Consider the following 18,538-nt stretch of genomic DNA (forward strand, 5'->3'; position numbering starts at 1 on the left):
CCCGGGGACGACGCACGGGGGACACTCGAGGTCGAAGGGGTGCGGGCCGCCTTCCCCAAGCCCCGCACCGGGCGCGACGGCTGGCCGCCGGACCGGGGCAAGCGTTGACGACGCAGTCACTCAGCCGAAGGAGGCACCTCGCCGATGGGAGTCAGCAGCAGACCTTGAACCGGCGCCTTGGTCACCGCCCGGGTCCAGGAGTTGCTGGAGTCCTGGCGTCCCTGGCATCGCCGCCTGTGGGACGTGGGCACCGTCCTCGCCCTGCGCGAGGCGGTGGAGGCGGCCGACTGGGTGGGGCGCCACGTCCTCTCGCAGGCCTCTCTCGCGTGGTACGCCCGGGAGTCGCTGCTGCCCAGGCTGAAGACCGACAGCGCGCTCGGCGACGGGCTGATCCGCCGGCACCTGCACCAGATCTGCGTCAGGCCGATCAAACCGGGCGCCCGCAGCCGGCGCACCCTGGCGCTCCTGTCGGACCTGGTGACGGACGGTTATCTTCGCCGGTGGCGCGATCTCCTCGCCTCCGGCCACGTGCATGTGGAACGTTCCTCCCGATGCATCGCCGCTCACCTGCTGGACGAGGGCTTCCTCAGGATTTCCTCCGACGTGAGATCAAGTCACGGCTCGGGACCTCCGCCGACGCCGTCGATCTGGTCGTCGGGTTTCCGCACGTCACCGGGGTCCGCGCGAGCGGGGGCCTGCTCGCGCTCAGCTACGACGCCCGGATCCGCGAGGAGGACGCGCGCCTGTGCCGCGACCTCGACGCGGCCGGCGCCAACAACCGCGAACGAGCGCGGCGGATGGCCCGGTGGCTGGCCGCGGAGCCGATCGTGCGCGTGGACGACCCGGTGGCCACCGCCGCGCTCGGGCGGATGCGCGAGCTGGTCGCCGCGCCGTCCGTGACCCTCGGCCGGGTGGAGCGCTATCTGCGCGGTTGCTTCCGGCGCCTCTACCGCCAGCGCAACATCGTGCTGCACGGCGGTTCGACGCGTTCGATCGCGCTGCCCTCGACCGTACGGACGGCCGGGTCGCTCGTCGGCGCCGCGCTGGATCGGCTCGCGCACGGTCACGCGGTCTCGGGCGTCGCCCCACTCGACATGGCCGGCCGCGCGGAGCTGGCCCTGCGGGTGGTGGAGGACGCCGACGGCTGGGGGCCGCACGAGTTGCTCGATGTGTGAACCCCGCCGTCCGGCAGCCCTCGTGGTCCCGTGGCGACCGAGCGCTCGGACCGCGTTGTGGGCCGCCGGCACCGAGTCGATCACCGGCCTCCCTGGGTGATTTTGCCGTATACGTCGAGAATGGCCCGGTCAGCGGCGGCCCGGCCGGAAATCCAGCCCTCCCGGTTGCTGATCGCGCCCGCGCCGACCATGGTCAGCGTGGGGAAGAGCTCCTCGACCCTCGCCTCGACCGCGGCCTCCCGGGCCGCCAGCACCGGCAGCAGGTCGCGCCCGGTGTCGGCGGCGGCCTCCCGCACCGCCTGCCCCGTCGCCTCCCGAAGCCGCTCCCCGATGCGCTGGGCGTACGCCGCGAGGAACGACTGCCTGAACGACCTCGTGCGGGACCGGCCGGAGCCGTCCCGGCGGGCCCCGGCCAGCCTCATCGCGGTCGTGGCCTGCACCAGCAGGGAGGTGAACAGCATCTCCACCGCGGCCAGGTCCGCGGGAAACCCGAGCACGGTGGCGAAACCGAAATGCCGGCTCCAAACCGAGCGGCAGCGGTTGGCCGACGCGATGACGTCCAGCAGCATCGCCTTCGGGCCCTCGTAGGGCGCGTCGACGCCCAGCCGGCGTCCCTCCGGCCGGCCGGCTCCTCCCTGGCCGCCCCCTCTCTGACCGGCCGTCCGGGCGGCCAGCAGCGCGGCGTCGATGCTGTGGCGGGCCATCAGTGACTGGGCCGCGGCGGTGAACGTCTCGGCCTCCGCCTCGAACTCGGTCGACTCGGCCTTGGCCAGCAGGGCCCGCACCCGGGCGAGCACGCGTTCGTCCACCGCGCCGCCGCGGGGGCCACCCGTACGGCGGGCCGTTCCCGGCACCGGGCACAGCCGTTCCAGCGGCGGCAGCGTGGCCAGCAGATGGACCACCCGCAGCACGCAGGCGACCAACGCGGTGCGGTCGCCGTCGTCCCGCAGGTACTCCTCGTCGCGGCGCCACCACACCGTCGCGCCGACGGCCGTGAGCTGGTCCAGCCATCGGTCGTCCACCGTCGGCGCGGCGTAGGCCCTCATCTCGGCCGCGACGGCGTCGGTCACGAGGCGGACGTGCCGGGCCTCCAGCCGCCGGTCCACCAGCCGGACGAGGTCGGCGGGCTGCCAGCCGCGTTGCCAGGCGAGCGTCACGTGCCGGTTCAGGGCGTCCAGCAGGGCGCGGTCCACGGCTTCGCGCAATCCCTGTCCCCGCGCCAGGACCTTCATGCACCGCCCGAACTCGGTCTCGTCGCGGCGGCGCCGCGCCTGCAGCGCCGCCGACAGCAACTCGGCCACCAGTTCCTCGGCGGCCTGGTGCGGAGCTCCCGACGACGACCAGGGGAAGCTCCAGTCGGCTCCGCCCGCCGGCCCGAGGCTCCACCGCCGCCGCGCGCCATCCCCCTGCACAGCGTCCTCCCGCGCGCCGTCCCTCCGCGCACCCTCCCCCCGCGCGCCTCCGGCGCGACGCTCCTGCGTGTCCTGGGTATGACCGTGCCGGTTCGCCCCGCTCATCCGCTCGCCCTCCCCCGATCGGCGTCCCCTCCGGGTGGCCCTCGGCGGCCCCCGGTCGGTCGTGCGAGCGATTCTGTCAGCCCCCGTCACCGGCTCCGTGACGTTATCCACAGGCCAGGCGCACGACCGTGCGGGACGGCGGTCAGAGGGGACCGAGCAGGCGGAAGCGTTCGGCCACGATCAACGTGTCGTCGTCGATCACCGGTGGTCCGCCCAGGAGGGCGGACATCTCCGGGCCGGTCCAGAAGCGCTCGTGCGCGGCACGCCACTGTGCGACGGTGTCGAACCCCTCGCCCTCGTCGCGGGCGAACGCCTCGTCGATTTCCCGGATCGGCACGACCCGCACCTGCGTCGTCTCCAGCAGCGCCAGACGCCGTCCGGCGGAGTCGATCAGCGCGGCCCACCGGCCGGCGGCAGGAAGGGGGTCACCGCAGTGCTCGTAATCCGCCAGCAAGCCCGCGGAGGCCGTCTTTGCCCCGCTCAGAATCGCCGCGACCAGGCGCTCGCGCAGCGGCCCGGGGAAGGCGAACTCGGCCACCGGCGGCTCACCCAGGGGGAAGAACGCCTCCGCACGCCAGCCCTCGCCGTCGAAGACCCGCAGCGTCACGCCGCCGACGAGCGTCGTCACGGGAAGCCCGGCCGCCAGGCCCGCCGCGATCCTCGCGAGGTCCTCGCCGGCGAGGCCCTCGGCGACCGTGAGATGGGGCACGACGGCGTCGAACCGGCCTCCGTACGGCGGCGCCTCCGGCCAGCGGCCCGCCACCGTCTCGGTGAGCTCGCGCAACGGGCCGTCCGGCTCCGGAGCGAGGTAGACCACGCCAGGGAAGCGGCCGACGCCCCGGAACGCGACCTCGAACGGCCGCCGTGCCGCGAACAGCTCCCGCAGGGCGGCGAGCACGCCGTCGTCGAGGCGCTCACGGGGCAGGAACGGATACAGGACGGTGGCGTGCGCGGGCATGCCGTACGCCGCGGAGGAGTCGTAGCGTTCGCGCAGGCCCCGGACCAGGGGCTCCGCCGACGGGACCTCCACCACCAGGGCGGTCTCACCGATTTCGAAGGGTGACATGCCCGGCATCCTCCCGCCCGGTGGTCACGCGTACCACCGAAAATCACCGCGAGTGCGTCACGTACCCTCTGGGCATTTACATGGAGGATTCGACCAGATTAAATCTTTATTTCCAGATGCAGAGTGATCTGGGCCACATTGGTGCCGTGCCTGATCGTGCGAGGAGTGGTGCCCGATGGTGTTCTCGCTGGTGAAGCGAATGGTCTGTGCTATCGGAGGGGGGTTCGTACGACTCGGACGGTACTGGGCCGCCCAGTTCGGCGTCATCTGCATGCCGGCATGGGCTCCCGATGACGCGGCCCACCTCGCACTCGATCAGTTGGAGGAGGCCGAGCACTGGGACTGGTCGATCCCCTACCTCTGGTACGAGACCTCCCGCTGAGACCCGGCGCCCCCGGCGCGGCGTCACGCCCTCCGCCCGCGGTGGCGGAGGAGGACGACGACGCCGGTCGCGTAGATCGCCACCCCCAGCAGTGCCATGAGGACGATCACCGGCCACCACTCCCTGCGGAACCAGCGGGATCGCACCGGTGGAGAAGCAGAGCCCGACCACGAGTCGCGCCCGGCGTGGCATGTCCTCCATGCCGGTCCGGCCGGCGGGGGGGCGTGTCCGGGCGGCCGGTGCGCAGCAGGTGGAGCAGTTCGGGACCCCGGGAGGACAGCCGGCGCTCCGCGAGCAGGCCGAGACCCCAACAGAAGAAGGCACCCGTGATCGCTCCGGCGGCCACGCCCGCCCAGCCCCACAGCAGGGCGGCGACGGCGGCGGGGGCCGCGGTGAGGGCGACCAGCGCCAGCACGGCGTACACCATGCCGGTGGCCGCGCCGTCGTCCTCCGTCGTGCGCAGGGGGTTGCCGCCGCGCCGGTGAGGATCGACGCCGGGGACGGGCGCGTACACAGAGACGAGCGTCACCATCCCGGCGCCTCCGCCCAGCAGCGCGAGGAGGACGGCGAGCACGAGCGGCCAGGGCCCTCCGGCGACCGCGGTGAGGCCGAGAGTCAGCGCGACCGCGACCGGGGCGACGGTCAGCAGCCAGGCGTACTGCCGGCCGCGGACGTCACTCGCCCGCGGCGTCATCAGCGTCAGCCACAGCGCGGTGCCGTCGGTGCCGTAGAGGTTGGCCGACATCGCGGCGGCCATCAGGATGAAGATCGGGCCCGCCCAGGGCAGCATCCAGGTCCGTCCCGTCAGCAGCGGCACTCCCGCGAAGAACACCCCATAGACGAGGCTGAACGTCATGTAGTGGGTGCGCACGAGATCGCGCGACCACGTACGCAGCTCCTTCGCGAGGACGGCGCCCTCGGCGGTGGCCGCCCGGATCGGCCTGCGCCCCCGGGTCGCGGCCCTGACGGAGCCCGCGCGCCGGGCGAGCAGCGCGGCCCACGCGGCGAGCAGCAGGACGGCGAGCAGCAGGACGGCGAGCACCGCGAGCCCGAGCACCGCGAGCCCGAGCACCGCGAGCCCGAGCACCGCGAGCCCGAGCACCGCGAGCCCGAGCAAAGCGGCCGCGGCCCGCCACCAGTCGGCGGCCCCCACGGCCTCGACGGCCGCCAGTCCCCAGGCGCCGGGCAGGTACGCGGCCGGCTCCGTCACCTCGGGCGGCACCCCGCCCACCTCGCCGAAAGCCACGAAGACGACCCAGATCTGCCCGAGCACCGCGAGGATCGCGCCGTTGACCATCCCGGCGCCGACCGCGCCCACCCGTGAGCGCAGGACCAGACCGAACAGGGCGACCGCGACCTTGGACGCCAGCACGAACACCACGAGCTGCAGGAGCAGCGCGGGAATCGCGGCGAGCGCGGCGGCGGGGCCCTGCCGTACGCCGGCGACCACGAGACCGGTCAGGGAGAGCGCGCTCACGGCGGGCGTCACCCCGGCGAAGGCCGAGACGAGGAGACCCACGGCGAGGCGGCGGGCGGGCAGGCCCAGGGAGGCGAAGTACTCGGGCCGCAGTGTCTCGTCGCCGCCCCCGCTGAAGACCGGGCCGAAGATCCGGCCGAGCAGCCAGACGGTGTACGCCGGCGCGAGCAGTGCCGTGTCGGAAAGGGCCAGCGCGACCGTGCCGGCCGCCAGGACCAGACCGGCCACGGCGCCCAGGGCCATCATGCCGCCGCGCTGCCCGCTCATCGAGTTGCGGAGCACGGCCAGCCTCATACGGACCATGATCAGTGCGACAGCCACGACAGCTCCCTCACACCGCCGTCGACGGCGCCGACCAGGCCGACGAAGGCGTCCTCGAGCGTGCCGGAGCCGCGCACCTGCGCCAGCGGGCCCGCCGCCGCCACCCTGCCCTTGTCGATCACGGCGACGTGGTCGCAGAGCTGCTCGACCAGGGCCATGACGTGGCTGGAGAAGACGATGGAGCCGCCCCCGGCGACGGACCCGCGCAGGATGGTCTTGATCGTCGCGGCCGAGACCGGGTCGACCGCCTCGAACGGCTCGTCCAGCACGAGGAGTCTCGGCGCGTGGAGCAGGGTCGTCGTCTTCCCCGCACCGTTCTGGCCGACGAGGCCGTAGAAGGGAACCCCCGGGAACGGTCAGGTCGACGTCGTCGACCGCCGTCTTCTCCCCGAAGGTCTTGCGTAAGCCTGAGATCTCCAGCGCCGCCGTCATGCGGTGCTCCTTGTCGCGAGCGTGAAGAGAGTGGTCAGTTCGCGGGCGAGAAGATCGAAGTCCAGATCCGGGCGGACGAGCATCTGCGCCGGCACCGCGTCGATGGCTCCGCGGATCGCGATCGCCATCGTGCGCGGGTCGAAGTCGCGGAACTCCCCGGTGGCCCGCCCCCACGCCAGCACCTTCTGCAGGTCCTCGAGCGCGATCTCGTGCTGCGGCGCGTAGGGGGACGGGCCGCCCTCGGGGTCACGGCCGTGCGTGATGATCTCCACGAACGCGAGCAACGGCTTGGGGTGCGCGCGCATGAACTCCAGGTTCGCCTCGATGTAGACCCGCAGGGCGTCGGTGGCGTTGGCCTGGGCGACGATGCGCGGCTCCACCATCTCGGTCGCGATCCGGGCCACCTCGGCGACCACGGCCCGGATCAGCTCGTCCTTGCTGCCGAAGTGATACGAGATCACCCCGGTGCTGATCTTCGCCAGCTTCGCGATGCGGGCGAGGGACGCCTGTGCGTACCCACGACGGTGGGTCAGAAGTTGCGACGGCCCGATCTCGGGCCCGGAAACGACGACGGGCATCCGCGAGATCGCGAATGCCCGTCTATTGTGGTGCGCCGCCAGGGACTCGAACCCCGGACCCGCTGATTAAGAGTCAGCTGCTCTAACCAACTGAGCTAGCGGCGCCCGCACCACAAGAGTAGCGGCATCCGGAGGCTTCTCGCGCCATGGCGCGCCCCGCCCCGGAAAACGACACGGCCAGATCATGTCCTGCCCTTACGTGTCCGGGATGTTCCCCTTCTTCCCTTCGGGTACGTGGAGTGACGACGAAGGGAGTGAGCACCATGACACCGGATCTCTGGTCGTATTCCGACACCGTCTCCGGCACCGGACAGCAGATGGACATCGCCGGATACGACGTGCAGGCCGTGGATGGAAAGATCGGTTCCGTGGACGAGGCCACCTATGAGGCGGGCCAGAGCTACATCGTCGTCGACACGGGCCCGTGGATCTTCGGTAAGAAGGTCATGCTCCCCGCGAGTGTGGTGACGAGGATCGACTTCCAGGACCGCAAGGTCTTCGTCAGCCGGACGAAACAAGAGATCAAGAACGCGCCGGAGTTCAACGAGACGGCGATGAGCGATCCGGGCTACCGGGACCGCGTCGGGGAGTACTACGGGCGTTTCCCCCGCACTTCGTCGTCCATGTGAGAGTGATTTCCGAAAAGGGGGCCGCGCCGTGACGGCGCGGCCCCTTTCCTTCGCCCGGCCCTCCTCCGCATGATTACCGGCCCTCAGGGCCAGGTGCTGTCAGGCCGAGGTGTCGTAGGGGCGATGATGTGCAGCCGCTCCAGAAGCGTGACGAACGTCGACGCGTACGGCGACGGGGCGGCGACCGAGGCGACCCGGTCCCAGTCCACCTGCTCCCGCATGGCGCGGACCATGGGCAGCAGCGAACCGTAGTCGCAGGCGTGTTCCGACAGCGGCAGTATCCAGGAGATCACAAGGTCGGTGGCTTCGAGGACGGGCAAACTCAGCGCGGCGGTATTGATCATCTCGGCTCGGCCGATCATGGCCTCGGTCACGGGCCTGTCGGCGAGCGAGAAGATCAGGTCGACGAGCACACCTTCCTCGTCGAACGCCTTGACCAGCCAGTCCTCCGGTGGTCTCGCGGTCCGGAAACCCAGGCTCTCCAGGGTTTTCAGCGCGAGCGGGACGTCTTCCTCGATCAGAGCGAAGTCGACGTCGTGCAGCGATGGCGCGGCGCCCCTCGCGTAACCGGCGCAGCCTCCGGCCAGGGCGAACCGCACCCCGGCCTCCTTGAGGCCGGCCCCGGCGCGCTTGAGCGTTTCAAGGATCGCGTCGGTGACTTCGTGACTGTGACTACCCACTCACGTCGCTTGCCCAGCCATGTTCGCCGCAAACAATCCCGGGTAGGGCGCGCTCATGACCGAGACCCTCCAGGAGATCAAGCGCGAATACGAGGGGGAGGACGACCGTCCCCTCGCCTCGTACACACGGGTTCTCGCGGTGTACGGCGGGGCCGTGGCGACGCTGCTCGCCGCCGCGAAACTGACGGGCCGCAAGGGCCCAGAGAAGATCAAGGTGATGGACATCGCACTCATGGGGCTCTTCACGCACCGGCTCTCGCGCACGCTCGCGAAGGACCCGGTGACCAGTCCCATTCGCGCCCCCTTCACCAGATACGAGGGCGTCTCGGGCCCGGCCGAGCTCAAGGAGGAGGTCCGCGGTCACGGTCTGCAGCACGCCGTGGGCGAGCTGCTGACCTGCCCGTTCTGCCTGTCTCAGTGGGTCGCGACGGGGTATGCGGCGGGCACCGTGTTCTTCCCCAGGGTGACCCGGCTGGCCGGGGCCACCATGGCGGCCGTGGCGATCTCCGACTGGCTCCAGCTGGCCTACGCGCGCCTGATGAAGGCCGCCGAATGAGCGAGGTGCTGGAGCCCCTCGAGAACACCGGCGAGCACCCGAAGGAGCGCGTCGACCGCGAGCTCGGCGAGCTGCTCCAGGGTCTGCGGGTGGCGGCGACGGGCGTGCAGGTGCTGTTCGCCTTCCTGCTGACGCTCCCGTTCTCCGCCGGTTTCGAGAAGGTCGACGCGACCGGGAACTGGCTGTTCTACATCGCGGTCGTGACCGCCGCGGTCGCGTCGATCTGCCTCATCGCTCCGGCCACCCAGCACCGGATCCTGTTCCGATCGGGGCTCAAGGAGCTGCTGCTGCACCGGGCGAACCGGCTCGGTGTGGCCGGCGGGCTCGCCCTGGCCGTGTCGATGGCCTGCTCCACCGCCCTGGTCATGGACGCGCTGACCGGCAGGTGGCCGACGGTGCTGATCGGCGCGGGTGTGGCGTTGTTGTCCGGCTGGCTGTGGTTCATCCAGCCGCTCCTGTCGCTGCGCACGGTCAGGAACGACGCCTGAGAAAGAGCGCGGTCAGCCCGCCTCCCTCAGGCTCGGCAGAATCCGCGTCGCGTAGAACTCGAAGAACCCGTCCTGATCCGGGCCGATCTGCGAGATGTAGACCTCGTCGAAGCCGGCGTCCACATACTCGCGGATCGCGCCGAGGTGCGTCTCCGGAGAGGGACCGCAGGGCGTGGACCGGGTGGCGGCCTCCTCCGTGACGAGCTGCGAGAGCTGCTCGAAGTGCCGCGGCAGCGGCAGGAGCTGTGCCGCCTCACCCGGGATCCCCTGGTTGGGCCAGAGCCTGTGCACCGTCCTGCGCGCCTCGGCCTCGTCGTCCGACCAGCACACCTTCAGCCCCGCCGCGCACGGTTTGCCCTCGCCGCCCGCCTTGTGGAACGCCTCCACCATGTCGGCCGCCGGCGCGGTGTGGATGTACCCGTCGCCGAGCCTGCCCGCCAGCTCGACGGACTTGGGTCCGAAGCCCGAGATGTAGATCGGCGGGGGCCGGTCGGGCAGCGAGTACAGCCGCGCCGTGTCCACCTCGTAGAACTCGCCGTGATACGTCACGAGCTCGCCGGTCCACAGCTCCCTGATGACGTCGAGGGCCTCCTCCAGCATGCGCTGGCGCTCCTCGGCGGGAGGCCACTGGTCGCCCAGGATGTGCTCGTTCAGAGCCTCGCCGGTGCCGACCCCCAGGCGGAACCCGCCGCCCAGCAGGATCTGGGCGGTCGCCGCGGCCTGGGCGATGATCGCTGGGTGTATCCGGATGATGGGGCAGGTGACCGCCGTGGTCACCGGTAGCGACGTGGCCTGCGAGATGGCCCCGATGACGGACCACACGAACGAGCTCTCGCCCTGCTCGTCCAGCCACGGGTGATAGTGGTCGGAGATCCACAATGCCTCGAAGCCGGCTTCCTCGGCGAGTTTCGCCTGGCGGACCAGTTCCTTGGGGTCATGCTCCTCGCTGGACAGGAAATATCCGAAAGTGGTCATGTATCACCACATGCCCCAATACGGTCAAGCAAACGTAGTAATGATCCCTTAAGGGGCAATGTAATCGGCCTCGGGAGTGTCCCTCGATCGTCCGCCGCGGCGGAGTTCGACCTGATGGACGCGGGGCGGGATCTCGGCGGGCGGCCGCGGCAGGCGAGAAAGATCATGGGACAGGACCCGGGGCCGATTGATGTTACGAGGCCCCTTGTACGGGCAGTGGAGGGCCATGGCTACTCTGCTTTGGATCATCGCCGTGGTACTGGTAATCGCCGGGATCTACGTGATCCTGGCCCGTCGGGACATCCTCTGGGGGATCGTCCTCATCGTCATCGGATTCCTCGTCGGCCCCGGTGGCGTCAGCATCTTCAATCCATAGTCGCACCTCGCCCACCCTGCTCGCGGACATCGGGACGGCGGCTGGCCACAAGGCCGGCCGCCGTCCCGCAACTCGAAGCCGCACGGCGTGGAGACCGGCGGATCAGCAATGGTCGCCGTTCAGGCAGTAGACGGTGTACGCGTGCTTGATCACCGGAAGGGCGACGTTTCGCACGCGAATACCTCCGGGAGTGACACCCTTTTCCGTTCCCGCGTGCGCGTGACCGTGAATGAAGAGATCCGCGCCCTCGGCGTCGGCGGCCTCCGCCAGCATGTAACTGCCGAGGAACGGATAGATTTCCGGGGGCTCGCCCATCAGCGTGTCCTTCACGGGCGAATAATGACTGAGCACGATCTTGTGGTCGGCGTCCAGCTCCTTGAGCGCCCGCCGCCACCGCTCGGCGATCTCCTTGGTGTGCCGGACGAACGCCTTGGTCTCCGGTTCGCCGAACTCGCTCGCGCATTTCCCGGCGAAACCACCGCCGAAGCCCTTGCCGCCGGCGACTCCGAGCCGTACGCCGTCGATGGGGACGACCGTGCCCTCGTCGTCCAGGACGACGATGCCTGCGTCACGGAGGAGATCGACGATCTCCTGGTTGCGGTCGGAGTGGTAGTCGTGGTTGCCCAGCACGGCGACGACGGGGATGGGCAGGCCGCGCAGCTCGTCGGCGACCACCCGCGCTTCGGGGATCGTGCCGTGCCTGGTCAGATCGCCTCCCACCAGCAACACGTCCGCACGACGCTCGATGCCCTCGATCTTCTTGCGATAGTGGCCGCGCAGGTCCTCGCCCAGATGGATGTCCGCGACGGCGGCGATCCGCAGCTCCCTCACAGATGTTCCTCCTCTCCCGGCTCCCGCACCTCCACCAAGGTGATCTCGTTGTGCACCCGCAGGCCCGGAGCCGCCTCCCTGGCGACGTTCTCGATCTGGTGTCGCCGCTCGTCACAGGAGACCTGCCCGCGCAGGTAGACCTCTTCTCCTCGCACATCCACCCGAATGCCCAGCTCGGTGGTCCGTTCGTCCTCCGCGAGAGCCCGCTGCACGCGGGCCGCGACATAGTGCGGCGTCTCCATCTCTTCCCCTCGTGTCCCCCTCGGTTCCGTATGGTTAGCGCTGCCCGGCCCTTTCCAAGCGAAACCAGTGGTTTGACTGGCGCGTGGGTGGATATGGTTGTCGGTATTCCTGGTGCCTAAGACGCAGGTACCTCCTTGGCGTGAGCATGCCGCGACGGAGGAGCGTCTTGGGAACCTTTGATCGGCCTTCACCTCGCCCCGACCGGCATGCCGGGTGGGTCGGCCGCATCTCTTCACGCGCCTCTTCCACGGGCACTCTCCCCTCCGGCCCCCACATCGCGGCCCATTCCCTTCCGGCCGCCTCCGGCGCCGCCCGCCGCCACGCGTGCGCCGCCCTCCTCGCGGGCCGCGTGCCCGCCCTCCACCGTCCGCCCGCCGCGGCCCGCCATGCGTGCGCCGCCGTCGCCGGGACTGCTCACCTGGACTCCCTGACCCCCGAGCCGGGTACCCGCCACTGCCGCTCTTGGAGGAACCCCCAGTGAAGATCGCCATGGTCTCGGAGCACGCCAGTCCGCTCGCCACCCTCGGCGGTGTCGACGCCGGCGGTCAGAACGTGCACGTCGCCGCCCTCGCCCGGGAGCTCGCCCGAGCAGGCCACGAGGTCACCGTCTACACGCGCAAGGACCGCGAGGACCTGCCGGAAACCGTCGCCTTCGGCCGGGGCGTGAACGTCGTCCACGTTCCCGCCGGTCCCGCCTCCGAGATCCCCAAGGACGAGATCCTTCCCTGGATTCCCCACTTCGGGAAGTGGCTGCACGACCGGTGGCTGTTCGACCGGCCGGACATCGTGCACAGCCACTTCTGGATGAGCGGGCTGGCCGCCCTCCCAGCGGCGGAGAAGCTGCGCATCCCGGTCGTCCACACCTATCACGCGCTCGGCAGCGTCAAGCGGCGCCACCAGGGCACGGCCGACACCAGCCCGCGGGAGCGCATCGAGGCCGAGGCCGACATCGGACGGCGCGTCGACGGCATCATCGCGACCTGCACCGACGAGATCGACGAACTCATCCGCATGCGCGTGCCCCGCCGCGCGGCCCGGGTCGTCCCCTGCGGAGTGGACGTCACCGCCTTCCACCCGCACGTCGAGCCGCTGGAGCGGCCGGAGCGCCCGCGCCTGCTGTCGGTCGGCCGGCTCGTGCCGCGCAAGGGCCTGGAGACCACCATCAGGGCGCTGCAGTACCTGCGGGACGCCGAGCTGGTCGTCGCGGGCGGTCCTCCGGCGGCGGAGCTGCACCACGACCCCGAGGTCACCCGGCTGCGCTGGCTCGCGACCCAGGCGGGCGTCTCCGACAGGGTCCGATTCCTCGGCCGGGTCGAGCGTGACACGCTGCCCTCGCTGATGCGCTCGGCCACCGCCGTCGTGTCCGTGCCCTGGTATGAGCCGTTCGGCATGGTGGCCCTCGAGGCGATGGCCTGCGGCGTCCCGGTCGTCGCCTCGGCGGTGGGCGGCCAGAAGGAGACCGTGGTCAACAACGTGACCGGTCTCCTCGTGCCGCCCCGCCAGCCCGCCGTGCTGGCCAGGGCGCTGCGCAAGCTGCTCGACGATCGGGTGCGGCGCACCGCGTACGGCATCGCGGGTGCCGACCGGGCCCGCGCGAGGTACGCCTGGAGCCGCATCGCCGGCGAGACCCTGGCCGCCTATGAGCGGGCCCTGTCCGCCCGGGAGCTGGAAAGGAGCGCCTCATGATCCCGCCGTCCCGCGAGGTGAGCCGGTGACGTCGACGGCCCTGGTGCTGCGCTCGGACGGCATCGGAGGCCTGCTCGCCGTGGTGCCCGCGCTGCGCGCCCTGCGCCGCCACGGGCTGCGCGTCGTCCTCGCCTGCCCGCCGGAGCTGAGCGAGCTCGCCGCGCTCACCGGCGCGGTCGACCGGATCCTGCCCGCGTACGGGCTCGCGCCGCTGTCGTGGCCCGGACCCGGCGAGGAGAGCGCCGACCACCCGCCGCTCCTGCCGGACCTCGCCGTCAACCTGCAGGACCGGGGGCCGCGCAGCCACCGCGTCCTGCTCGGTGTGGGGACGAGGCGCCTGTGGGCGTACGCCAACCCGGACGTCCCGTGGATCAGGGGACCGTGGTGGGACCCGGGCGAGCACGAGGTGCTGCGGTGGTGCCGGCTGCTCCGGTGGCACGGCGTGCCGGCCGACCCCGAGGACCTGGCGTTGCCCACTCCCCTCACCGCCAGCCCCGCGCCGGGAGCCGTCGTGATCCACCCCGGCGCGGGCGGCACGTCGCTGCGCTGGCCCGCCGAGCGGTTCGCCGAGGTGGCGCGCGCGCTGACCGACGAGGGCCTGCCCGTCGTGATCACCGGCAGCCTGCGGGAACGGCCGATGGCCCTGCTCGTGGCGACCCGGGCGGTGCTGCCGCCGCAGATCGTGCTGGCGGGCCGCACCTCGCTGCGGGAGCTGTGCGCACTGGTCGCGGGGGCGCGCCTGGTCATCAGCGGCGACGTCGCGATGACACGGCTCGCCGAGGCGTACCGGACGCCCTCGGTGCTCGTCTCCACCGCGGACGGACGGCACCCGATCCTGCACGAGACGGACGCCGCCGAGCGTCTGGACGCGGCGGTCCCGGCCGCCCAGGTGGTCAGCGCCGCCGTGCGGGCGCTCGGCGCAGGAGTTCGATGACGGCCTCCTCGACCGGCCCATGCGTGGCGAGGCCGCCTTCGCCGGTGTCCTCGCCCAGCCGTTCGAGGGGGATCGTCCGCCCCTTCTCGTACAACGCGACGAGGCGCGGGTCGACGTAGGAGGCGCGGCACACCGACGGGGTGTTGCCGAGATACTCCGACACCTCCTTCATCACCCGTGAGACCGCGCGCTTGCGCCCGGCGCCGCTGCGTACGGGGCGGGAGACGGCGAGCCCGACCGCCGCCAGGACGGTGGCGTGCCAGGTGCGGAAGTCCTTGGCGGAGACGTCGGTGCCGAACGCCTCCTTGAGGTAGGCGTTGATGTCGGCGCTGCGCACGTCCACCCAGCCGTCGTCCGTGCGGTAGCGCAGCAGTTCGCCCCGGTGCCCCTTGGACAGCGCGGTCAGCACCTCGCACACGTCGGCGTCGGCCAGCACCTGCTCCCGCTCCTTGCGGCCCTTGGCCAGGTAGTGGCACACGACCTTGCCGTCGCCGCACTTCACGTGCGACGTCTTGAGCGTGGCCAGGCCGTAGGAGTCGGTGTACTCCTCCCCGCCGACGCGGAAGAAGCCGATGTCGAGCATGCGGGCGGCGGTGGCCAGCACGCGCTCGCGGCCCAGCTCGTCGCCGCGCAGGTCGCGCGCGATCCGCTCGCGGAACGCGGGGAGCCGCTGAGCGATCTCCAGCACGTGGTCGAACTTGGCCTCGTCCTGCTGCCTGCGCCATTCGTCGTGGTAGCGGTACTGCCGGCGGCCCGCGGAGTCGGTGCCCACGGCCTGGAGGTGGCCGTTCGGATGGGCGCAGATCCACACGTCGGTCCAGGCCGGCGGGATCGCGAGGCTCTTGATCCGGCGCAGGGTGGAGCGGTCCTTCACGGGCCGGCCGGAGGCCCACGTGTAGCTGAACCCGCGGCCGCGGCGCCGGCGCCGGATGCCCGGCTCGCTCGGGTCGCTCGGCCGCAGTTCGACGGGCGGGGTCGCGAAGACCTCCGCGGCGGTGCTCATCGCAGCAGGTCCCACGCCTGTTCGAGCACGTCGTCCACGCTCACGTCACCCACCCACGAGACGTCGCGGTGGCCGCACTCCCGCATGCCCAGCCTGGGGTCGGCCGGTGTTCCGCAGACCGGGCAGCCGGACGTCCAGGAGATCAGCGGCCGCTGATGGCCCCTGCTCAGCGGACCCCAGTTGATCATGTTGCCGCACCAGTAGACGCCGACGGTGGGCGTGCCGGTCGCCGCCGCCAGGTGGCGCGGCCCGGTGTCGTTGGAGACGAGCAGATCGCAGGCGGCGTACAGCGCGGTGAGCCCGCCGAGGGACAGCTCTCCGACGACGGCCCTCGCCGGGGTCTGCATCTGCGCGACGACCTTCTCGACGACCTCCCGCTCCTCCTCGACGCCGGTCACCACCACCGGCCGCCCGAGGCGGTCGGCGACCTCGGCGAAGCGTTCCGGCGGCCATCTCCTGCGGCGGTCCCCCGCGCCCGGGTGGATCGCCACCAGGCCCCGCGGCACCTTGCCGAGGGTGCGGTTCAGCTCCGCCCAGTCCTCCCTGACGACGGCGACCCTCGGCTCGATCTCGCTGGTGGCGGCGCCGAGCAGCCCGGCCACCTCGAGATAGCGCAGGGTTTCGTGCTGGTAGTGGACGTACGGCACCCAGCGATCGAGCGGTGCGGCGTCGGGGGTGCGCAGGCCGGCCGTCACCCGCGCGCCGAGGCGGCGGATGAACGGGTTGGAGTTGCGCCCGCCGCCGTGCATCTGGACGGCCAGGTCGAACCTGCGCTCACGCAGGTCCTCGTAGAGCTCCTCGGGCGCGGTGGGCCCGTCCGGCGGTGAGGAGACGCCGGAGATGGGCGGCAACGCCACCACCTCGTCCACCGGGCCGGGGCGGCCCCGCAGGAACCGCGCGTGCCACTCACGGCCAAGCAGGGTGATCTTGGCGGCGGGATACGCCCGTCTGAGCGCCCCGATGGCGGGCAGAGCCAGCAGCAGGTCGCCGAGGGCGTTGGCCCTCAGCACGGCGATGCGCTCCACCCCTTCGACGAGCAGCGCACTCATGTCTCCCCCTCGCCTGGCGGCTCGGGGTCGCGTCGTGCCGGAGGCGCGCAGGTCAGCACTTCTCGAAGCGCGCTGTGCCTACCGATTCGCTCGCTCATGCCACCTCCTCGCCTGACGGCTCGGAGTCGCGTCGTGCCGGAGGCGCGCAGGTCAGCACTTCTCGAATCGCACTGTGCTTATTGATTCGCTCGCTTCGCTCGCTCATGGGCACAAGCCGCCACGCGAACGGACGGTCACCCGCTTCGTCCCCTCGTCCATCGGACACCCCCATTCGTCCGGCCCGCCGGCTGACCTCCGGCGGAGCGCTGTGTGGAGCGCTGTGTGGAGCGACGTCTGATCCCGGTTACCCCGGTGCGACCGCCCCAAACCGGCCCGCCGGGTCTGCCGTGCCTGTTGTTTCCCCTGCGTCTGCCGGGGTAGCCGCCGGATATGACGGAAGAGACGCTCAACCGTTTCGGTGAAGTCACAGCCGTCGTCGTCGGGGACGTGATGCTCGACTCGTGGTTGCGGGGCCACACCAAGCGCATGGCGCAGGAGGCCCCGGTGCCGGTGGTGACCGTCGAGCAGATCGAGGACCAGCCGGGCGGCGCCGCCAACACGGCCGTGAACCTGGCCGCCCTGGGCGCGCGGGTCCACATGGTGGGGGTCACGGGCGCCGATCCCGCCGGGGCGACGCTCAACGCGGCCCTGGGACGGCTCGACGTCGAAGGCCTGGTCATCGTGCGCAGCTGGCGGACCTCGGTCAAGCGCCGGGTGCTGACCGACGGCCAGATCGTGGCGCGGTACGACGAGGAGGACGACGCACCGCTGCCCGAGGCGGCCGAGCGCGAGCTCATCGAGCAGATCATCCGGCTCGCGGCGGACGCGGACGTCATCATCGCCTGCGACTACGGCGGCGGGGTGTGCACCCCGGACGTCCGCCGGGTGCTGTGCGACCTGAGCATCGACCGGAGCGAGGGATCGCGCGGCGCGCCGATCCTCGTGGTGGACGCCCACGACGTGGCGGCCTGGCGGGACTGCCGCCCGACGGCCGTGCTGCCCAACTACGCCGAGGTGCGCCGGCTGCTGGGCGAGGGCGGCGACCACGACAGGGTCGCGTTCCTGTCCGCGCGGTCGGAGGAGCTCATCGAGGCCACCGGCGCCGGCCTCGTGGTCACCACGCTGGACGGCGAGGGCACGCTGCTGCACCGGCGCGGCAGGCAGCCGCATCGCACGTACGCGACTCCCGCGCCCGACACCATGAGCATCGGCGCGGGCGACACCTTCACGGCGGCGTTCGCGCTCGCGCTGGCGGCGGGCGCGGAGCCCGAGCGCGCCGCCGACATCGGCCAGGCCGCGGCGAGCGTGGTCGTACGCCGTCAGGGGACGGCGGCCTGCTCTCACGAGGACCTGCTGCAGGCGCTGCGTCCCGGCACCGCGCTGCCGCCCGAGCGGCTGGCGGCGTGCCTGGAGCGCGACCGCGCCGAGGGCAAGCGGATCGTCTTCACCAACGGCTGCTTCGACGTGCTCCACCGCGGTCACGTCGCATGCCTGGAGGAGGCCGCCCGGCTCGGCGACGTGCTGGTCGTCGCGGTGAACGGCGACGACGGCGTGGCCCGGCTGAAGGGACCGCAACGCCCGATCAACAGGTGCGAGGACCGGGTCGCGGTGCTCGCGGCGCTGGGCTGCGTGGACTACATCACCGTCTTCGACGAGGACAGCCCGGCCGAGCTGCTGCGGCTCGTCCGGCCGGACGTGTACGTCAAGGGCGGCGACTACCACCCCGACCTGCTGCCCGAGGGGGAGCTGGTCAAGGAGCTGGGTGGCGAGGTCCGGGTGCTCGGTTACGTTCCGGACCGCTCCACCACGGCGATAGTGAACCGGATTCGAGGGTAGAGGGGGCTGCATGACCGAAGAACAACGCTCGTCGACCGGCAAGCCGATGGTGGAGGCGACGCCGATGGACGTGATCCACGTCCGTATCGCGTCGTTCGCCCTGGTCTTCTGTTTCGCCGTTCTGGTGCTCTCCTTCGTCGGACGCATCTGGGTGCTGACCGGGGTCGTCGTGGCGATCATGGCGATTATCGCGATCTACATGGCGGTCGCCATACGCAGGCAGAAGAGGCTCGGCGGCGGGCCGCGATCGAGAGGATGACAACGA

The 18,538-nt window shown here is 71.5% G+C and carries 23 protein-coding genes and 1 tRNA gene; 10 read left to right on the forward strand and 14 right to left on the reverse strand.

Annotation, left to right across the window (positions count from 1 at the left end):
• Positions 1-116: 116 nt before the first annotated feature.
• Complete coding sequence (locus ACQPZZ_RS32560; RefSeq protein WP_432925406.1) at positions 117-455, reverse strand: hypothetical protein; 339 nt, start codon at positions 453-455, stop codon at positions 117-119.
• Positions 456-551: 96 nt separating this feature from the next.
• Between ACQPZZ_RS32560 and ACQPZZ_RS32565 the strand changes: the two genes are divergently transcribed.
• On the forward strand, positions 552-1,175 hold the full coding sequence (locus tag ACQPZZ_RS32565) for a hypothetical protein (protein ID WP_432925408.1): 624 nt from the start codon (positions 552-554) through the stop codon (positions 1,173-1,175).
• Positions 1,176-1,255: 80 nt separating this feature from the next.
• Here the strand turns inward: ACQPZZ_RS32565 and ACQPZZ_RS32570 are convergent, their stop codons facing one another.
• Positions 1,256-2,587, reverse strand: coding sequence for a DUF2786 domain-containing protein (locus ACQPZZ_RS32570; protein WP_432925410.1), 1,332 nt, complete (start codon positions 2,585-2,587; stop codon positions 1,256-1,258).
• Between the two features lie 247 nt (positions 2,588-2,834).
• Entirely contained in the window at positions 2,835-3,758 is a 924-nt protein-coding gene (locus tag ACQPZZ_RS32575) for a 2'-5' RNA ligase family protein (protein WP_432925412.1), read from the reverse strand.
• A 175-nt stretch (positions 3,759-3,933) separates the two neighbouring features.
• Between ACQPZZ_RS32575 and ACQPZZ_RS32580 the strand changes: the two genes are divergently transcribed.
• Positions 3,934-4,140 carry a hypothetical protein gene (locus ACQPZZ_RS32580; RefSeq protein WP_432925414.1) on the forward strand — a complete coding sequence of 69 codons (207 nt, stop codon included), beginning with the start codon at positions 3,934-3,936 and terminating at the stop codon, positions 4,138-4,140.
• Positions 4,141-4,246: 106 nt separating this feature from the next.
• Here ACQPZZ_RS32580 and ACQPZZ_RS32585 read toward each other — a convergent pair whose 3' ends face one another.
• The 4 genes from ACQPZZ_RS32585 to ACQPZZ_RS32600 form a co-directional block, all read right to left on the reverse strand.
• The gene (locus ACQPZZ_RS32585) at positions 4,247-5,938 is read right to left on the reverse strand and encodes a hypothetical protein (protein ID WP_432925415.1); all 1,692 of its coding nucleotides are present in this window, start codon (positions 5,936-5,938) and stop codon (positions 4,247-4,249) included.
• On the reverse strand, positions 5,923-6,207 hold the full coding sequence (locus tag ACQPZZ_RS32590) for a hypothetical protein (protein ID WP_432925417.1): 285 nt from the start codon (positions 6,205-6,207) through the stop codon (positions 5,923-5,925). The genes ACQPZZ_RS32585 and ACQPZZ_RS32590 overlap by 16 nt, the downstream gene beginning before the upstream one ends.
• A gap of 159 nt (positions 6,208-6,366) precedes the next feature.
• On the reverse strand, positions 6,367-6,948 hold the full coding sequence (locus tag ACQPZZ_RS32595) for a TetR/AcrR family transcriptional regulator (RefSeq protein ID WP_432925419.1): 582 nt from the start codon (positions 6,946-6,948) through the stop codon (positions 6,367-6,369).
• A 28-nt stretch (positions 6,949-6,976) separates the two neighbouring features.
• A tRNA-Lys gene (locus ACQPZZ_RS32600) sits at positions 6,977-7,053 on the reverse strand.
• A gap of 158 nt (positions 7,054-7,211) precedes the next feature.
• Between ACQPZZ_RS32600 and ACQPZZ_RS32605 the strand changes: the two genes are divergently transcribed.
• Complete coding sequence (locus tag ACQPZZ_RS32605; protein ID WP_432925421.1) at positions 7,212-7,577, forward strand: PRC-barrel domain containing protein; 366 nt, start codon at positions 7,212-7,214, stop codon at positions 7,575-7,577.
• Positions 7,578-7,660: 83 nt separating this feature from the next.
• Here ACQPZZ_RS32605 and ACQPZZ_RS32610 read toward each other — a convergent pair whose 3' ends face one another.
• Complete coding sequence (locus tag ACQPZZ_RS32610) at positions 7,661-8,257, reverse strand: hypothetical protein (protein WP_432925423.1); 597 nt, start codon at positions 8,255-8,257, stop codon at positions 7,661-7,663.
• Positions 8,258-8,312: 55 nt separating this feature from the next.
• On the opposite strand from ACQPZZ_RS32610, the gene ACQPZZ_RS32615 reads away from it, so the two are divergent.
• Both ACQPZZ_RS32615 and ACQPZZ_RS32620 read left to right on the forward strand, forming a co-directional pair.
• Positions 8,313-8,813 carry a DUF1360 domain-containing protein gene (locus tag ACQPZZ_RS32615; protein WP_432925424.1) on the forward strand — a complete coding sequence of 167 codons (501 nt, stop codon included), beginning with the start codon at positions 8,313-8,315 and terminating at the stop codon, positions 8,811-8,813.
• Positions 8,810-9,301: a DUF6328 family protein gene (locus ACQPZZ_RS32620; protein WP_432925426.1), complete on the forward strand. Its 492-nt coding sequence runs from the start codon at positions 8,810-8,812 to the stop codon at positions 9,299-9,301. Before ACQPZZ_RS32615 ends, ACQPZZ_RS32620 begins: the two co-directional genes overlap by 4 nt.
• 12 nt (positions 9,302-9,313) lie before the next feature.
• Here ACQPZZ_RS32620 and ACQPZZ_RS32625 read toward each other — a convergent pair whose 3' ends face one another.
• A complete protein-coding gene (locus tag ACQPZZ_RS32625; RefSeq protein WP_432925428.1) occupies positions 9,314-10,276 on the reverse strand; it encodes a TIGR03557 family F420-dependent LLM class oxidoreductase in 963 nt (320 codons plus the stop codon).
• A gap of 226 nt (positions 10,277-10,502) precedes the next feature.
• Between ACQPZZ_RS32625 and ACQPZZ_RS32630 the strand changes: the two genes are divergently transcribed.
• A complete protein-coding gene (locus ACQPZZ_RS32630; protein ID WP_169947694.1) occupies positions 10,503-10,652 on the forward strand; it encodes a GPGG-motif small membrane protein in 150 nt (49 codons plus the stop codon).
• Between the two features lie 102 nt (positions 10,653-10,754).
• On the opposite strand, the gene ACQPZZ_RS32635 is transcribed toward ACQPZZ_RS32630, so the two are convergent.
• The 3 genes from ACQPZZ_RS32635 to ACQPZZ_RS32645 all read right to left on the reverse strand — a co-directional run bounded on the left by ACQPZZ_RS32635 (position 10,755) and on the right by ACQPZZ_RS32645 (position 12,144).
• Positions 10,755-11,483, reverse strand: coding sequence for a metallophosphoesterase family protein (locus ACQPZZ_RS32635; protein ID WP_363646576.1), 729 nt, complete (start codon positions 11,481-11,483; stop codon positions 10,755-10,757).
• Entirely contained in the window at positions 11,480-11,725 is a 246-nt protein-coding gene (locus ACQPZZ_RS32640; protein WP_357217769.1) for a BON domain-containing protein, read from the reverse strand. Before ACQPZZ_RS32640 ends, ACQPZZ_RS32635 begins: the two co-directional genes overlap by 4 nt.
• Before the next feature lie 233 nt (positions 11,726-11,958).
• Entirely contained in the window at positions 11,959-12,144 is a 186-nt protein-coding gene (locus ACQPZZ_RS32645) for a hypothetical protein (RefSeq protein ID WP_432925431.1), read from the reverse strand.
• A 59-nt stretch (positions 12,145-12,203) separates the two neighbouring features.
• Between ACQPZZ_RS32645 and ACQPZZ_RS32650 the strand changes: the two genes are divergently transcribed.
• Together ACQPZZ_RS32650 and ACQPZZ_RS32655 are read left to right on the forward strand one after the other, a co-directional pair.
• Positions 12,204-13,412 carry a glycosyltransferase gene (locus ACQPZZ_RS32650; protein ID WP_432925433.1) on the forward strand — a complete coding sequence of 403 codons (1,209 nt, stop codon included), beginning with the start codon at positions 12,204-12,206 and terminating at the stop codon, positions 13,410-13,412.
• 25 nt (positions 13,413-13,437) lie between these two features.
• The gene (locus ACQPZZ_RS32655) at positions 13,438-14,346 is read left to right on the forward strand and encodes a glycosyltransferase family 9 protein (RefSeq protein ID WP_432925435.1); all 909 of its coding nucleotides are present in this window, start codon (positions 13,438-13,440) and stop codon (positions 14,344-14,346) included.
• Here the strand turns inward: ACQPZZ_RS32655 and ACQPZZ_RS32660 are convergent.
• Together ACQPZZ_RS32660 and ACQPZZ_RS32665 are read right to left on the reverse strand one after the other, a co-directional pair.
• Entirely contained in the window at positions 14,306-15,349 is a 1,044-nt protein-coding gene (locus ACQPZZ_RS32660) for a DNA topoisomerase IB (RefSeq protein ID WP_432925437.1), read from the reverse strand. The two genes, ACQPZZ_RS32655 and ACQPZZ_RS32660, sit on opposite strands and share 41 nt — an antisense overlap.
• Positions 15,346-16,398 (reverse strand): glycosyltransferase family 9 protein, encoded by a 1,053-nt coding sequence (locus ACQPZZ_RS32665; RefSeq protein ID WP_432925439.1) that lies wholly within the window; start codon positions 16,396-16,398, stop codon positions 15,346-15,348. Before ACQPZZ_RS32665 ends, ACQPZZ_RS32660 begins: the two co-directional genes overlap by 4 nt.
• Positions 16,399-16,827: 429 nt before the next feature.
• Between ACQPZZ_RS32665 and rfaE2 the strand changes: the two genes are divergently transcribed.
• Both rfaE2 and ACQPZZ_RS32675 read left to right on the forward strand, forming a co-directional pair.
• Entirely contained in the window at positions 16,828-18,273 is a 1,446-nt protein-coding gene (rfaE2, locus tag ACQPZZ_RS32670) for a D-glycero-beta-D-manno-heptose 1-phosphate adenylyltransferase (protein WP_432925441.1), read from the forward strand.
• 10 nt (positions 18,274-18,283) lie between these two features.
• Positions 18,284-18,532, forward strand: coding sequence for a hypothetical protein (locus ACQPZZ_RS32675; RefSeq protein ID WP_432925443.1), 249 nt, complete (start codon positions 18,284-18,286; stop codon positions 18,530-18,532).
• Positions 18,533-18,538: the final 6 nt, after the last annotated feature.

Source organism: Microbispora sp. CA-135349 (assembly GCF_050947365.1).
Classification (GTDB): domain Bacteria; phylum Actinomycetota; class Actinomycetes; order Streptosporangiales; family Streptosporangiaceae; genus Microbispora.